The sequence below is a fragment of the Nocardiopsis oceanisediminis genome (genome assembly GCF_048595525.1).
GTDB lineage: Bacteria > Actinomycetota > Actinomycetes > Streptosporangiales > Streptosporangiaceae > Nocardiopsis_A > Nocardiopsis_A oceanisediminis.
The window spans coordinates 6817859-6832311 of record NZ_JAFMZJ010000001.1; the positions used below are offsets into that span (position 1 = coordinate 6817859).

The window sequence follows — 14453 nt, forward strand, 5'->3', positions numbered from 1 at the left end:
CCCCGGGGCGTCTTCCCGCCGGGAGAGGTCGACCATCCCGGCGGGCGCCTTTGAGGCTACCCGGCCGCGCGCAGCTCGGCCCGGTAGGCCGAGGCGTGCATCCGGCGGCCGCGGCGGCGGGCGTCGCGGAGGCACAGCTCCTCGGCGACGTCGGCGGGCGGTTCGCCGTCGTCGTAGCCGGGCTCGACGAACATCCACCGGTCGATGGTCGTGATGCGCAGGCGGCGCCCCAGCAGGGCGCCCGCGTCGACGACCTGCTGCTCGTAGGTCTCCAGGCCGCGGTCCCGGGCGTCCATCGTGGTCTCCTTCCTCGGAAGTGCGGCCCGCCCCGTCCCCTCCTCGGGGCGGGCCGCGGTCTACAGGGTGAGCATGTCGCCGAAGACCGCGCGGGCCTCCGACTCACTCATCTCCTCCCTGGCCTGGCAGCGAGGGCAGGAAGAGGTGTGCAGCTCCTCCACCCGCTCCAACTGGGAGAGCGGGGTGCGGCCCTCGATGATGGCCAGGCAGGCGGCGTAGGCGCGGGCCTCCGCCATAGCGCCCTGCGCGCCGGGGCCCCACTGGGTGGGGTCGGTGCGGTCAGGCCACGACTCCCCGCGCTCGGCGAGGATGGCGGTCAAGTCGTGCCAGGCGGCCGCGGCGAGCTTGGCGATGGCGGTGCGTTCGGTGCGGGTGGACATCTGGGATCTCCTCAGGTGGTGGGGCCCGGGGCGGGAGCGAGTCGGACGGGCCGCATACCCGCCCCGGGCGGTCTTCGGGTCAGCCGCACAGGATGTGCCGGTAGACGGCGTCGATGGTCTTGGCGGCCTGGTCGTCGTCCATCTCGTCCAGGCGGAGCAGCGGCTCCAGGTCGACGTCGGCCCCGGCGGCGCGGGCGTCGGCGGCGGCCTGCAGGTAGGTCGTCCAGGTGGCGGCGGAGCAGCGGGCGGGGCGGTAGCGGACGGACATCGGTGCCTCCGAGAGGTAGGGGCGGGGCCGGGAGCGGGTCCGGCCCCGCCGGTCAGGCAGGGGTGAAGGCGTCGAAGGCGCGGGCCTTGAGGGCATGGGCGGTGCCGGAGGTCAGCACCCGCTCGGCGCGGGCGGAGTCGGCGTCGCCATCGCCCCGCACCGGGGCGACGTGGTCGAGGTACTCGGCGATGGCCTGGTAGCCCGCCCACGCGGTACCTCGGATCGCGGCGTTGGTGTCGGCGTCGGCGAACAGGGCGCCCACCTCGTTCTCCCGGCGGGCGCGGTAGGCGCGGGTGCGGGTGGTGGGGTCGTCGGGCATGGGCCACAGGTCGCGGACGATGTCCATGAACTGGCCGTCCGTCAGGCTGGCGTCGATCATCTTCTCGGCTTCGGTCTGGAAGCTCTCCAGGTAGCGCCAGGTGAGCCCGAGCGCCTGGCGGGCCTCTTCGATTCGGGCGGTCGCCCCGGCGGTGTGCCGGATGGACCAGGAGGCCCGAGCGCCGCGGAGGGCGGCGGCCTGCGTGTTCGCGCACACCACCCGGACCGGGGAGACGATGGTCCGCATGGGGGCGGTCCCGTCGTGGGCGTTCATCGCGGCGATGTACAGGTCGACCTGGTCGACACCGCCGACAGTCATGGTCTCGGGCAGGCGGAGCGTCACGAACACCTCGCGTCCCCGGCGGAGGCTGCCCGCGGTCTCGAAATGCGCGCCGGACTCATCGACCAGCGCGTCGAGGAAGTCAGCCAATGCCTCGTTCTGCACGGGGGTGTAGGCGGAGCCGACGACGCCGAGCACGTCCGGGGCGCCGCTGTCGGGGTGGGTGCGGACGGTCGCGTAGGAGCCAGGGACCTTCAGCTCGCGCCCGCCGACCTCGGTGGTGAGCGGGGTCTTGCGGACGTCCCAGCCGCCGAGCCGGGCGACGCGCATCGCAGTCGCGGCGTCGAAGGTGCCGGGGAGAGTGGTGCCGAGCTTGTGCCAGGCGTCGGTGCGAGCGGTGGCGAAGGCGGCGGAACCGTCGACGAACTGTTCGATCTGGTGGGCCATTGGGGGTCTCCTTCGTTGAAGCGATACCATTATTATACGCGCTAGCGAGTCATTTATTGAGGAAAAGGGGCTAACCTCCAGGTCAGACATCCCTTACTCGGACTTGCGCGGGCGCCCCCGCGGGCGGCGCGACGTCTTGAACGCCTCCACCGTGGAGGCGTACCACCACGGAGTGCGCTCGTCGTACCGCCCGTCCGGCTGCGGCGCCGACCCCGGGACACCATCTTCCGCCACCCGCCCGGCGTCATCTCCGCCAGGCCGGCGGCCTCCTTCGTCGTCAGCCGGCGCTCTTCGGTGCTCACCTTGACACCTTAGCGCGTCGTTTTTCTGTATCTCCTGACAGGCGGAATTCCCGCGCCTACGCTGGAATCCCCATGTCGAGGAGCCCCCGATGCGCGTTCCGCTCATCCTCGCAGCGGCGGCCGCCCTGCTCATCCCCGCGGCCTCAGCCAGCGCCCTCCCCCACCGACCACGGCCGCCGAAGACTCCGCGCCCGCGAAGGCCCCGGCCGCCTCTTCGCCCGCGCCGCGTGAGCTGCCGCCCGCAGAGCTGACGGCGACGGCGAAGGTCGCCGCCGAGCAGTACATCCCGTCGGAGCCCGCCCCGGGCGATCCGGCGCCGGACACCTCCTACAGCGAGTGCATGGAGATCTGGCAGGACGATTCCCTGTGCTCCGGCGGCGGCCCCGCCGAGCCGGCCCCGGACCCCCGCGGCGGGGAGGGAATCCCCTCGGTGGACGAGCAGATCGCCCAGTGCATCGCGCAGACCGGGCTGCCGAAGGAGTGCGAGGACAAGATCCGCTACGGCATCCCCTAGAACACGGCGAAGGCGCCCCGCCCTCTCGGGGAGGGCGGGGCGCCGGAAGACCGCATCATCTGGTGTAGGTCGGCTTGGCCTGAGTAAGCCCGGCCGACAGCATCAGCCTCCCCACCACCGGCGATACGTGTTCTTCGACCAGGCGGGCCAGCCCGTAGTAGGCGGCGGTCACCACCACGGTGACGATCTCGGCGAGGGCGCCCTCGGGCAGGTCCAGGCCGATGCGTGCGGCCTGGACGAGCAGGATCCCGACGACCACCGGGACGAGGGTGCGGACGATGGAGTCGTACATGCGGGTTCTCCTCATGTGATGGGCTTGGTCCACAGCAGCGGCCACGTCTTCGCGCCCACGAGGCCGTCGACGCCGCCGGTCTCGTGGCCTTCGCGCACGGCTTCGGCCTGGACGGCGCGGATCGTGCGGGCGAGTCCGGCGTCGTACCGGTCCCCGCGGGCCACCCGCCAGCCGCGCTCCCGGAGCCGGCCCCGGATCCGGCGCACGTGCGGCCGGTCCGCGGGCCAGTACCCGGAGTGGTTCCGCCGGTCCGGCGACTCCGGCCCGAACCAGTGGCCCGAGGCGAGCGGGAAGGCGGGCGCGTCCGGGCCGGTCTCCGGCGGATCGTCCGGGGCACCGGTGAGCCCGATGTGCCCGAGCGTCTGCGGACCGGCGATCCCGTCCACGTCCAGGCCGTGGTCGGCCTGGTACTCGCGCACGATCCGTTCCGTCTGCGGGCCGTAGAACCCGTCGGCGCCGATGGTGTAGCCGCGGTCGCGCAGCGCCCGCTGCAGCTCGGCGATCGCCTCGCCGTACTCGTAGGGCTCCAGGAGCCCATCTCGGTCTTCTCGCCGGTACTCCTGGCCGCCGGTGTCGGGAAGCCCGTCGAGAGGCATGCCGGCGCGCACCCAGGAGTAGAAGGCATCGCCGGGGCAGTCGGTGGAGTAGACGTCGCGGTGTCCGCGGACCGCCAGGCGGCGGCCTGCGCGCCGGTTCGCCTCCTCGTAGAGAGCGCGCACCGTGCGCAGCGCCGCAGCCGAGGGGCGCGCCCGGGAGTAGGAGCCGATCACGCAGATGCCGATCCCGGAGGTGTTGTGACCGGGGGCGTGGGCTCCCTGCACGGTCCACCCGCGGCCCTCGTAAGCGGTTCCGTCTGCGGCGACGAGGAAGTTGTAGCCGACGTCCGACCATCCGCGGGAGTCCATGTGGAAGTCCTGGATGGCGCGGGGCGTCTGGCTCACGGGGCCTTCGGAGTGATGGATCACGACCTCGGTGCGGCGCGACCAGGAGACGTAGGAGCGGGAGCGCGGAGCCCGTGCCCCCCACCTGGCGCGGCTGACGATGGAGACCAAGGTTCCTCCTAGGTGAGGGCGACGACGAGGGTGACGATCCCGCCGACGACGACCGCCACGACGGTGACGATCGCGATGGTGTGGGTGCGCATCGCCTTGAGGTCGTCGGCGGTGACGCACGTGGCGACCCGCTGGTAGAGGTCGCGGATGCGGGACTCGTGGTCGTCCTGGCGGGTCAGCGCCACATCCAGGCGGGTGCGGATCTCCACGAGCAGGTCCCGCGTCTCGCGGTCGGGATCGGTCATGGCGTGGCCACGCCGTCCTCGATGGCCAGCTTCAGCTGGGCGTGGATGACCTTCTTCGCCGAGGTGGCGTTGTGGCGGACCCGGATCGCGACCGGGGTGTCCGGGTGGACGAACAGGGCGTGGTGCTTGGCCCGGTACTGCCCGCCGGGGTTGGGCGCCTCGTGCTCGGTGCAGGTGGTGTCCGGGCCGCCGGCGAGGTTCAGCGGGTCGCGGATGTACTGGTCGCGGACCTCGGTGTAGTCGCCGCCCTCCCAGTGGATCATCGCGGTGAGCGTGCCCCACCCGGTGACGGCCGGCCAGATCAGGGCGGACCGGTCGTCGGGGTAGGTGGAGCATGCCCCGTCGGGCTGACCGGCGTCGTGCATCCCCCAGGGGTCGTAGGATTCGCCAACGTAGGGGAATTTCAGCAGCGTGTAGGCGTCCGGCTGGATCTCCTGGTCGTCGTTGTTGATCAGCGAGCACACGTACAGGGCCACGGCATCTCCTAGGAGATCGGGGACTGGAGGACGGCGACACCGGTCACGAACAGGGCTGAGGAGTCGTCGGCGGTGGTGTCGGTCCACTTCGTGACGCGGACCCCGTGCTCGGTGGTGAGCACGTGCTGTTCGGCGGCGGTGCGGGCGGTCTCCCACGTGTCGGCGTCCAGTTCGGTCTCGCCGATCCGGAACAGGCCGTCGCCGCCGCGGTTCACCGTGACCGGCGTGTGCGGGAGGAACACCTCTGTAGCCCGGTCGAGGGCGTAGCGGTAGGGGTCGATCACCTCGGCTCCTCAGTAGGGCAGGACGATCAGGCGGCGGCGCTGGAACGTGGCCGTCCCGGAGCTGGTGCGGTACTTCATGGTCCAGGTGTTCTCGCCGGGGGTGAGGTCGTCGAAGAACACCGCGTGGCTGCTCTGGTGCCGGCCCTCGGCGCCGGTGGAGTTCGTGAGGGCGCGGACGTCGTTGCCGGCGATGTTGGAGGCGCCGGTGACGTCCACGGTGACCCGGCACGTCGTCGGCTCCGAGTTGCTGGACCGCATCTCGCAGGACCACAGGGCCAGCGCCAGTTCCCCCGTCTGCACGGTGACGGTCGGCCCTTGGGTGGCCAGGTCGTCATATGAGGTGGAGGTGGTGGTCTCCTCGGTGACGATGGTCTGCCGCCGGCCGACGCGCTCGACGATGCGGTGAGCGGAGTCGGTGACGAAGTATCCGCCCTGCTCAGTGGCCTTCGCGGCCGCGCTTTCCAGCAGGTTGTCGCGGAGGTGGGTGTTGAGCTGGGCGGCGGTCAGGACCGACCCGGCGACGAAGGTCATGGGCGCTGTCCACGCCATTGGGAGGCCTCCTAGAACGGGATCACGACGATTCGGCGGGACAGGAATTCCCCGGTGCCGCTGGAGCAGCGGTACTTGGCCGTGAACGTGTTCGACCCGGGGGTGAGCGGCAGGCTCGCCGCGGTGTGCAGGGCGACTCCGGAGCAGACCACTGCGGCCCCTTGCGCGCCGACGATGCCGATGCCGCGGTTGTCGGCCGGGGATATCGCGGTCGCCCCCGCCACCTCGTAGGCCATCCGCGCCGACCCGCTGGTCCCGGTGTTGCTGGCCACCCCGTGGACCATGACCAGGGCGCCCACTCCGGTCTCCACCGTCACCGACGGGCCGAAGGTTTCCAGGTCGGTGTAGCTGGTGGAGGTGGTGGTCTCGGTGACCAGGACCGCGTCCGCCCGCGCCGAGGCGTTCCGCGATCTCGTTCGTCCCGGTTACCGCGAAGTGGCCGCCTGCGGTGGTGGCCTTTCCGGCCGCGGTCTCCAGCAGGTTGTCCCGCACGGACGCGTTCCAGGCGGCGGCGGTCAGGGCCGTTCCGGCGACTGCGGTCAGCGGAGCAGACCACGCCACGGTGTCCCCCCTTCCAGGCTGGAGGGCGCACCGCCGGAGGTGATCTCGTGGGCGTGCTCGGCGGCCTCGGCGTACAGCTCGGTGGGTGTCTGCCGTGCGGGGCCCCGTACCGCACGGCCAGTGGGTGCCCGGCCGGGTACCAGTTCCTCGTCTGCGGGACGGGCCGCTCCGCGAGGGCCTGCCAGATCTCGGCGGCGTCCGGCGGCCACTCCACCGGCGCGACCAGCTGGCAGTTCCCGCACTGGATGACCGTCTGCCGCGGCCGGAGGAGTTCGGCGCCGCCGCAGTAGGGGCGGATGCAGTCGGCGACCCACCGGCCGTGGTTGACGTAGGCCCGCGCCGGTTCGACCGTGAGCTGGCCGGGCGCGGGCGCCCACCGGGCCGGATCCTCACCCGGCGGTGGAATCGGGCGGTGGCCGCGAAGCCGCGCGTTCAAGGCGCTGAACAGTTTCAATGTCCCATCAGCCCTTCGTCGAGAGTGGACTGGTCGAGCACGAAGAGGCGGTCCGGGTCGTCGATCCCGGGCAGGGCGAACACTCCTTCGTCGAAGCCCTTCGTCTCGTCGTCGAAGACCAGCGCGTCCGCGTGCTGCTCACGCACCCGCTCGCACCCGAAGGCGGCCTGGTGGGTCGTGGCCGACATCGGCGATGGAGTGCTCGATGCGCTCCACGAAGTGGTCGTGGTCGGTGAAGGTCTCCGGCTCGATGATGCGGACCCGGTCGGACAGGTCCCGGCGCAGGATCTGGTCCATGCGCTGGGTGTGGCCCCTGCCGACGACGGTGATGGTCATGATCGGCAGCCGGTCGGCGCGCTGCCCCAGGATGATCTGGGCGATGTCGGCGACGTCATGCACACCGGCCAGGTCCAGGTCCCCTTCGTAGGAGCGGCGGCCGTGGACGGCGATGGACTGCTCGTCCTCGGCGCGCACCTGCACAGTGCGTACCACCGGTACCGGTGTCGCCCTCAGCCTCAGGCCGCGGATCGTCGCACCGGCGGGCCCGGCCTCCATGCGGATCTCGGTGGACTGGCCGCTGGTGCGGGACAGCGCCACGGTGACTTCCCGGAGAGGACGACGTAGTCGTAGTCAGCGGGGACGATCAGCTCCTGGTCGGCCGAGGTGATCCGGTGGCCGGCGACCGGGGAGACCGCGTACAGGAAGGGGTCGTCGGCCTGTACCCGGATCGTGCGCTGCTCGGAGGCGGCCAGCGTGAGGACGCCTTCGTCCTCCCACACGACCTCTTGGTAGACGGGCGCGCGTTCGGCGACATCAACCTCGATGGAGTTGACGATGTCCTTCCACCCGATGTCGTATTCGACCGGGCGGGAGAAGACCGGTTCGGCGCCGGTGTCGCGGAAGGCGGCCTGCACGCTCAGCGAGGCCTCGCGCTGGAGCCGGTGGTGCCGGTCGCGGAACACGAAGTCGCCGCTGCTGGAGACGAACGCGAACGCTGCAGGCCCTTCGGCCTCGACGACTTTGGACAGCACGTCGAAGGCGTCACCGTACTCGCCCCACCACCAGCGCAAGGTGGTGGCGCCGGCGTCCAGGTCGCGGCGGTCCGGCCGGCCATCCGATCGCGTCCAGCAGCACCCCGATCGCCTCGCCGGTGCGCAGGGACGGGTACAGGCGGGTGGAGATCTTGGCGTTGCGGAGCCGGGCCAGGGTGTCCAGTGCGGTGAACTGCACCGAGCGGGACTCGCGCACCGGGTCCAGCTCGTAGTCGTCCAGGAACCCGCGGAAGAGCGAGTAGATCTTGCCTTGCCAGGTGGCGCGGATCAGCACAGGGCGGCCCGGCCCCACCTGCCCGGCCAGAGACGAGGCCGGGTTGTCCGGAGAGTAGTCGTGCGATCGGTTGTCGATCTCGAACCCGGTCTGGCCTGGAGCGATCGCGGACAGGTTGCGGGCCTGGTCGCGACCGTAGGAGATGTCGACGGCGGTGCGCAGGCCCAGTACCCGGCCGGTGATGTCCTCGCCTTCGCCGAGCAGCTGTACCACGTCGACATAGACCTGCTCACCGCCCGAGGTCGCTGCGGCGGGCTCGATGCGCAGGTCTCCGGTGGGGGCCGAGGCGGTGAAGGCGACGCCGATCTGCTCCCACTGCTGGCGCCGGTGGAGGCCGTACCGGTCCTCGCCCCCGGCAGCCAGCCGCACCGCGGCACCGCCCGAGGTCACCCATACCCACGCCGATGCCGTGTAGGTCCGCCCCTCGATGAGCCCTGTCAGCTCCCGGAACGCGTACTGGGTGGCGCCGTCCGACCAGGTGATCAGCATCGATGCGTCACCGGAGTAGGCCTGGCCCGTCGACCGCTGGAGGGTCGGGGACTCGTCCGGGCTCCGGGATCGGCTTGCAGGGAGGCGACGGCGACCGTGATCCCGTGGGCGCGGGCGTAGGTGTGGGCGGCGGTGAAGGTGTGCGTCGTGCTCGTCTCGCTGCTGGTGAGCTGGCGGGTCGCCAAGGAGCCGCCGGTGAAGTCGTTGCTGGACTGCTCGGAGCGTTGGGTGAATCCGGTCGGCGCGGTGATGCTGATCGGCTGCGAACCCGGCGGTGGTGTAGGTGACCCGCAGCGCGGCCCGCTGGCTGCTGCTGGCGTTGTACCCGCGGAAGTACCGTAGTCGTTGCGGTCCCCGGCCGAGGGGCGGCCGGTGGTGATGCCTTGGCGGTGTTGTCGCGCAGCTCCTCGCCGACCGCACGGGCAGGTCCACGTACTTGTCTCGCCCTTGTTCCACGAGTGGCTGCTGCGGTTGAACGTGCCGTCCGTCGACGTGCTGCCGCGGGCTCGGCGGCGTTGTTGTGGGTGCCGAAACGGGCGGTCAGCCCCGAGCTGAACCAGGAGTGCTCGTTGGAGAGCCGCAGTTCGACACGGTCGATGGCGGAGCCGGCAGGTCGGACTGGATGGTGGCGTGGTCGAACCCGGCTTGCCGTACTGCTTGCCGGTGCCGTCGCCCAGCAGGGTGTCTACCCTGGTAGAGCCGTGTGCCGCTGCGCTTCCCGAACCCGTACCAGGACCGCGGACCAGACCGCGTCGTAGGTTTTCGTGAACTGCTGAGGCGGCGGGTCCTCGTACTGCGCCGCTTGCCCACCGCAGTTCCACATCGTCTGCGTGCGTCGGGGTGATCCCGGGCGTGGGGGATCAGCGTGTCGCCGGCGAACGGAGCGAAAGCTCGCGACGACCGGGGTGACCGCGCCGTCCGCGCCCTGAACGGCCGCGATGCTCACCACGCTGTTGCGCCGGTCCCGTGGGTGAACACGTAGTCGCCGGGCTCACTGGAGGCAACCCGCCACCCCACCCTTCGTGTGCAAGCTGCCGGTGCCTCCCGTGACGGTCTCCGCAGCGTCCCACCCCGACGGGGTGGTCAGGTCGGTGTCGTCGCCGAGGTTCGGCGGACTGCACCGCCACGAGCACGTCGCCGTCGGCCACCCCCGCCGGGACGGGCACGTGAACGACCCCGCCTCGGCGGACTCCGCCGAGGACACGGAACGGATGCTGGCCGGGGTGGGCTCGGGCGGCCGCCGGCGTTCAGGGACCCGTCCCCACCGTCCAGGCCCGCCTCGAAGTCGCCGAGCCCCAGACCTTCGTCGGTGTCCCAGTCGACGAAGAACTCGTAGGAGGCGCGCCTTTCCGCGCCGTTGGGTTCGGGGCCCGGTCCGGGATCCTCGCCTTCGGGCTCCAGGAGCACGGCGGCCGCCGCCATGCGCCCCGAGCTGGACGAGGAAACCGTGTGCGTGGTGGTGGGCCCGTCAGCGGTGATGGGTTCCTGCGCCGCGGCGGAGATGGTCGCCTGCGTGATGAGGGTGTCCATGGCAGCGGGGAAGGTCGGCTCGGTGCCGGCGGCGCCGGACCAGTGGAACCCGAACCCCACCAGCAATGTCGTCGGTGGCCGCCGTCAGGGACGGCATGTCACGGAGGTGACGCCCTCGCAGAGGCCACCCCGTGGTCGCGCACTGCGGCCGCCCCGCGCCAGGTCGACAGGATCCGCGTGGTGCTGGTGGGAGGCGTTCCACTCCCAGGTGTAGGAGGCCGGTTCGTTGTCGCGGTGCGCGTGTACAGCCAACGGCGGTGCCGGTACCGATCTGGGTGGCGGCAACAGCTGCGTCCACCGGCGGGCGGCGTCAGGGTGTCGGCGTCGTTCGCGCTGAGCCAGGCGACGCAACCAGGTCGCCGTCGCCGTGCCGGAGGGAACGTCCACGGTGAACCGAGGCCTGGAACCCGCCCGCGGACGCCGCGGCAACGTGGGTGATCACCGGCGCACCCTCACTGTGCCGCGGGTGACCCGGCCCTTGCGTTCGGCGGCCGCAAGCGCCTCTACCACCAGGTCCTCCGCGTGCTTCTTCGAGGTGATGACCGACCCGCGCAGGTCGATGATGATCTGCTGCGGCGGCCGCTCGTAGTCCGCGCGCGTCAGCGGCTCCGGGCGCCCGAGCCGGTTGTCGAGCAGGTTGAGCCCCGGCGACAGCACAGCCCCCTTGTCCGGCGATGCTGGCACCCCCGGCCCCCGGACGGGGTTAGCAGGGCGGTCGCGGCGGACAGGCGCGAACCCGTACCTGTACGGGAACAGGCCGGAGTGGGATCCGCGGGCGCCCCGGCCCACGATGACGCCACGCGATCCGCGGCTCTCGACGTTGACGCCCATCAGTGTTCCGGCGGTGTGGCCGACGCCGGCATGGGTGATGCCGACCTGGAACGGTGACCGGAGGTTGCGCACCCACCCGGGCGGGGCGCCGCCGCGGAAGCTGTGCGTGCCTGTACCTGCGGAAGTAGGGGCCGACCCCGCGGATACTGTTCTCGATGGCCCCCATGAACCCCGAGCAGTCGTACCGCCGGGCCCCGCGGCCTCCCCACACATAGGGCTTGCCGTGCTGGGCGCGCGCGAACTTCGCGGCGCGGCGCAGCCGCTGGTGGCGCTCTCCAGGCCTGCCCACCCGGCGGCCCGCCGACCATGGACGCGGCGTAGTCGTCGTCGGCCCTTGCCGAACCGGTCGAGAACCTTCTTCTTGATCGCCTGGAACGCCCTGTAGGGGATGCCCGCGAAGTCGTCGCCCTTGCCGAACCGGTTGGCCAGGCTGTCGCTCAGGGCGTTCAGCGGCTTGGTGGCCCACTCTTGACCTTGCCGACGATGGAGTCCCACTTTGTCGGACAGCCACCCGACGATGCGCCGCGGCGAACCCGGCCCCCTGGGAGAAGGAGGAGAAGGAGGCGGTGGCGTCCTGGGGGCTTGGCCGAGGCCGAGCGCGTTGGTGCGTTCGGACAGGCCGGCGCACCGCCTGGACGCCGCCGGAGTTGCCGACCCGGTTGAGGGCGTGCACGAAGCCGGCGCCCAGGCCGCGGACGACCTCGGGGACCAGGACGCCCTCACCGGACCGCATCGGGGTGAGCACGTCGTCGCGCTTGGCCACCTGGTAGCCCGGGATGACGCCGCCGCGGCCGGAATCCCTTGGGGGGGGTTCATCGAACCGAGCGTCGACAGGCCCGGGACCCTTCTCGGCGATTTTGTTCCACAGCTTGCGGAGACCTCGTTGTAGACGGTCTCGATCAGGAACTTGACGGGGTCCCTTCGCGATCTCCTTGAGCTTGTTCACGCCTTCTTCACACCGTCGCGGGCGCGCTCGAACGGCTCACGACCTTGGAGCGCAGGGTGTTGATGGCGCTGGAGACGCTGTCGCGCAGCGACCGGGCCCGCGAAACGACCCAGTTTCTTTACGGAGTCCCAGATCGCCGAGCCTTGTCGCGGACGGCGATGACGCGGACAGCAACCTTGATGCGCAGGGTGGTGACGGCGATCAGGGCCAGCAACCGCATCTGGTTGACGCGGGCGACGATCCAGTCCGCACCACAGCGAGATCGCCGCAGCCCTGTCCGAAGCGAGGTGACACAGCCCGATGACCCGTTGACGAGGTCGGGCACCAGGCTGTTGCCGACGAGCCAGTTGTAGATCCACCGGAACGGGGCGCTGATCGTGGTGATCAGCCCGGTGACGATTCCGGACAGGATCGTCACAGCGCCGTTGAAGATGCCGACGACAGCGGTCCACAGTCCGGAGAAGACGGCCTTGACGCCTTCCCACATCCTCGACCAGTCGCCGGTGAACAGGCCGATGAAAATGTCGAGGAGGCCCGAGATGACCGACAGGGCCCCGGAGAAGATCCGGTGACCATCTGCCAGGCGCCTGAGACGATGCCGGCGACCATCTGGAAGGCGCCGCGGAAGTTGGCGACCACGACCGTCTGCAGGAAGTCGACGACCGTCATGATCGTGTCCGCCGTGCTCTTCCCCCAGACGCCCTTGATGACCCCGACGGCACCGGAGACGATCTCGGCGATCTGACCGAAGATCTTCTCGAACTTCGGGCGGACCTCGCGGATGAAGTCCATGACCGCGCCGAAGGCACTCAGCGCGGTGGCCTGATCTTGGGGCCAGGTCGCCGACCACCACGCGACCAGCGGCCCCAGGCGGGGCGGAGGACGCCGTCCCACAGCGCGACCAGCCGGCCTTGATGGCCTCCCAGGTGGCGACCACACGGCGCGGAAGGTGTCGGAGGCGCTTCCAGGCCATCCAACCGCGATTCCGAGGGCTGCGATCCCGGCGACGACCGCGGCGACCACGCCCACGACGGGGTCATGACGCCGGCGATCGCGCCGACCGAGGTGATCAGCATCCCGACGACGATCAGCAGCGGCCCGATCGCCGCAGCGACGATGCCCAGGACAACGCCGATCTTCAGCAGCCACGGGTTTCGTCTCGGCCAGCGCCTGCGTCCACTCGGTGACCTTGGAGATGAATCGCGGTGGCCACTCCAGCAGGCCGCTCTCAGCGACCGCGATCGCCAACCCTTCCAGAGCGGACTGCAGCTCCTTGACGCCGCCGTTGAACCCCTCCATCTGCGTGGCGGCGATCTCGGAAGCGGTTCCGCCCGCGTCGCGCAGGTCTCCGGTGAGGGTGCTGAGGGCATCCGCCCCCTGGACACGAGGGCCTGCATGGCCGGCCCGGCCTCCACGCGAAGATCGTCCATCATGTCGGCCGTCGAGGCCCCGGCGCCTTCGAGCTGGCCGATGATGTCGACCAGCGGCAGGAGCTGGCCCTTGGAGTCGGTGACGCTGACGCCGAGTTCAGCGAGCTTGGAGGTCACCTCGGCGGTCGGTGAAAGCAGGCGGGCGATGGACCCGCGCAGCGCCGTGCCGGCCTCCGACCCCTGGATGCCGGCGTTGCCGAGCAGGCCGATCGCCGCCGAGGTCTCTCGATGGACAACCCCGCTGAGGCGGCCACGGGGGCGACGTACTTGAACGACTCGCCAGCATCGACAGGTCGGTGTTCGTCGAGGTGAACGTCTTGGCGAGGATGTCGTTGAGCCGTCCGACCTCGGCGGCCTCCATCCCGTAGCCGGACAGGATGTTGCTCGCGACGTCGGCGGCAGTGCCCAGGTCGACCGCCCGGCGGCGGCGAGGTTGAGCACACCGGGCAGGGCGTCCATGGTCTCCGAGGCGGAGAACCCGCCATGGACAGGAACTGCATGCCTTCGGCAGCCTCCGACGCGGAGAACTGGGTGGTGGACCCAAGGTCCTTCGCCATCTCGCGGAGCTGGTCGAACTCGGCGCCGGTCGCGCCGGAGACAGCCTTGACCGCTGCATGGACGCCTCGAAGTCGCCGGCCGTCGTGATGGCCATGCCGCCGATCGCAGCCAGGGGCGCGGTGACCGAGGCGGTCATCGTCTGGCCGACCCCGCGGACCGCCGACCGGTGGACTGCATCTTCGTGGCGAAGCCGTCGATGTCCTTGACGGCGTCCGGACGCCTTTCCCGACGTACTTGGCGAAGATGTTGAAGCCGAGGGAGGTGACAGCCGCCACGGGCCACCTCCCCGCTGGGTCAGCCGTTCTCCGGCTCGTCGTGTTCAGGTATGGCCGGTCTGGGCACGTGTCGATGCCGTCCGGGAGCTGGTGCCGTTTCTTGGCGTCGGTGTTCACCCGCAGGTAGTCAAGCGCAGCGGACGCAGCTCCTCGAACTTTCGGCGAGCAGTTCCACCTGCTCGGTCCAGTCCGCCAGCGCCCGGCCGCCGGCCTCACCGCGTAGGTGGCAGAGCCGTGCGGGAGTCGGGAGACCAGGACTGCAGGCGGCGGATGGTCATGTCGCCGCGGCGAGGAGGCGTCGAGTGGTCCTGATCCGCGGGTAGTAGCGGGCGAGATCGGCCTCCAGATC

Annotated in this window: 22 protein-coding genes; 2 read left to right on the top strand and 20 right to left on the bottom strand. The window is 70.9% G+C overall.

Features of this window, described 5'->3' with window-relative positions; genetic code table 11:
* Nucleotides 1-56 precede the first annotated feature (56 nt).
* The 5 genes from J0910_RS29860 to J0910_RS29880 form a co-directional block, all read right to left on the bottom strand.
* On the bottom strand, nt 57-296 hold the full coding sequence (locus J0910_RS29860) for a hypothetical protein (protein ID WP_420156512.1): 240 nt from the start codon (nt 294-296) through the stop codon (nt 57-59).
* A 60-nt stretch (nt 297-356) separates the two neighbouring features.
* The gene (locus J0910_RS29865) at nt 357-677 is read right to left on the bottom strand and encodes a hypothetical protein (RefSeq protein WP_420156513.1); all 321 of its coding nucleotides are present in this window, start codon (nt 675-677) and stop codon (nt 357-359) included.
* 79 nt (nt 678-756) lie between these two features.
* On the bottom strand, nt 757-945 hold the full coding sequence (locus tag J0910_RS29870) for a hypothetical protein (protein WP_420156514.1): 189 nt from the start codon (nt 943-945) through the stop codon (nt 757-759).
* Nucleotides 946-997: 52 nt separating this feature from the next.
* Nucleotides 998-1990, bottom strand: coding sequence for a DUF932 domain-containing protein (locus tag J0910_RS29875; protein ID WP_420156515.1), 993 nt, complete (start codon nt 1988-1990; stop codon nt 998-1000).
* Nucleotides 1991-2083: 93 nt separating this feature from the next.
* On the bottom strand, nt 2084-2224 hold the full coding sequence (locus J0910_RS29880; protein WP_420161839.1) for a hypothetical protein: 141 nt from the start codon (nt 2222-2224) through the stop codon (nt 2084-2086).
* A 408-nt stretch (nt 2225-2632) separates the two neighbouring features.
* Between J0910_RS29880 and J0910_RS29885 the strand changes: the two genes are divergently transcribed.
* Entirely contained in the window at nt 2633-2806 is a 174-nt protein-coding gene (locus J0910_RS29885) for a hypothetical protein (protein WP_420161840.1), read from the top strand.
* A gap of 55 nt (nt 2807-2861) precedes the next feature.
* Here the strand turns inward: J0910_RS29885 and J0910_RS29890 are convergent, their stop codons facing one another.
* The 11 genes from J0910_RS29890 to J0910_RS29940 form a co-directional block, all read right to left on the bottom strand.
* A complete protein-coding gene (locus tag J0910_RS29890) occupies nt 2862-3098 on the bottom strand; it encodes a hypothetical protein (protein WP_420156518.1) in 237 nt (78 codons plus the stop codon).
* A gap of 11 nt (nt 3099-3109) precedes the next feature.
* Entirely contained in the window at nt 3110-4039 is a 930-nt protein-coding gene (locus J0910_RS29895) for a peptidoglycan recognition protein family protein (RefSeq protein WP_420156519.1), read from the bottom strand.
* 119 nt (nt 4040-4158) lie between these two features.
* On the bottom strand, nt 4159-4395 hold the full coding sequence (locus J0910_RS29900; RefSeq protein WP_420156520.1) for a hypothetical protein: 237 nt from the start codon (nt 4393-4395) through the stop codon (nt 4159-4161).
* Nucleotides 4392-4871 (bottom strand): hypothetical protein, encoded by a 480-nt coding sequence (locus J0910_RS29905; protein WP_420156521.1) that lies wholly within the window; start codon nt 4869-4871, stop codon nt 4392-4394. The genes J0910_RS29900 and J0910_RS29905 overlap by 4 nt, the downstream gene beginning before the upstream one ends.
* Before the next feature lie 8 nt (nt 4872-4879).
* A complete protein-coding gene (locus J0910_RS29910; RefSeq protein ID WP_420156522.1) occupies nt 4880-5155 on the bottom strand; it encodes a hypothetical protein in 276 nt (91 codons plus the stop codon).
* A 9-nt stretch (nt 5156-5164) separates the two neighbouring features.
* Nucleotides 5165-5704 carry a hypothetical protein gene (locus J0910_RS29915; RefSeq protein WP_420156523.1) on the bottom strand — a complete coding sequence of 180 codons (540 nt, stop codon included), beginning with the start codon at nt 5702-5704 and terminating at the stop codon, nt 5165-5167.
* An 11-nt stretch (nt 5705-5715) separates the two neighbouring features.
* Nucleotides 5716-6021, bottom strand: coding sequence for a hypothetical protein (locus J0910_RS29920; RefSeq protein ID WP_420161841.1), 306 nt, complete (start codon nt 6019-6021; stop codon nt 5716-5718).
* Between the two features lie 694 nt (nt 6022-6715).
* Complete coding sequence (locus tag J0910_RS29925; RefSeq protein WP_420161842.1) at nt 6716-6865, bottom strand: hypothetical protein; 150 nt, start codon at nt 6863-6865, stop codon at nt 6716-6718.
* Nucleotides 6858-7211, bottom strand: coding sequence for a hypothetical protein (locus J0910_RS29930; RefSeq protein ID WP_420161843.1), 354 nt, complete (start codon nt 7209-7211; stop codon nt 6858-6860). The genes J0910_RS29925 and J0910_RS29930 overlap by 8 nt, the downstream gene beginning before the upstream one ends.
* A gap of 23 nt (nt 7212-7234) precedes the next feature.
* On the bottom strand, nt 7235-7789 hold the full coding sequence (locus J0910_RS29935; protein WP_420161844.1) for a hypothetical protein: 555 nt from the start codon (nt 7787-7789) through the stop codon (nt 7235-7237).
* On the bottom strand, nt 7761-8534 hold the full coding sequence (locus tag J0910_RS29940; protein ID WP_420161845.1) for a carbohydrate binding domain-containing protein: 774 nt from the start codon (nt 8532-8534) through the stop codon (nt 7761-7763). The genes J0910_RS29935 and J0910_RS29940 overlap by 29 nt, the downstream gene beginning before the upstream one ends.
* Nucleotides 8535-8681: 147 nt before the next feature.
* Here J0910_RS29940 and J0910_RS29945 point away from each other — a divergent pair, with 147 nt between their 5' ends.
* Nucleotides 8682-8876, top strand: a complete 195-nt coding sequence (locus J0910_RS29945; protein WP_420161846.1) for a hypothetical protein — start codon at nt 8682-8684, stop codon at nt 8874-8876.
* Nucleotides 8877-10502: 1626 nt separating this feature from the next.
* On the opposite strand, the gene J0910_RS29950 is transcribed toward J0910_RS29945, so the two are convergent.
* The 4 genes from J0910_RS29950 to J0910_RS29965 form a co-directional block, all read right to left on the bottom strand.
* The gene (locus J0910_RS29950) at nt 10503-10895 is read right to left on the bottom strand and encodes a hypothetical protein (protein ID WP_420161847.1); all 393 of its coding nucleotides are present in this window, start codon (nt 10893-10895) and stop codon (nt 10503-10505) included.
* Between the two features lie 1064 nt (nt 10896-11959).
* Nucleotides 11960-12259, bottom strand: coding sequence for a hypothetical protein (locus J0910_RS29955; protein WP_420161848.1), 300 nt, complete (start codon nt 12257-12259; stop codon nt 11960-11962).
* Nucleotides 12256-12735 carry a hypothetical protein gene (locus tag J0910_RS29960; RefSeq protein ID WP_420162130.1) on the bottom strand — a complete coding sequence of 160 codons (480 nt, stop codon included), beginning with the start codon at nt 12733-12735 and terminating at the stop codon, nt 12256-12258. The genes J0910_RS29955 and J0910_RS29960 overlap by 4 nt, the downstream gene beginning before the upstream one ends.
* On the bottom strand, nt 12651-13730 hold the full coding sequence (locus tag J0910_RS29965) for a phage tail tape measure protein (RefSeq protein ID WP_420161849.1): 1080 nt from the start codon (nt 13728-13730) through the stop codon (nt 12651-12653). The genes J0910_RS29960 and J0910_RS29965 overlap by 85 nt, the downstream gene beginning before the upstream one ends.
* Nucleotides 13731-14453 lie beyond the last annotated feature (723 nt).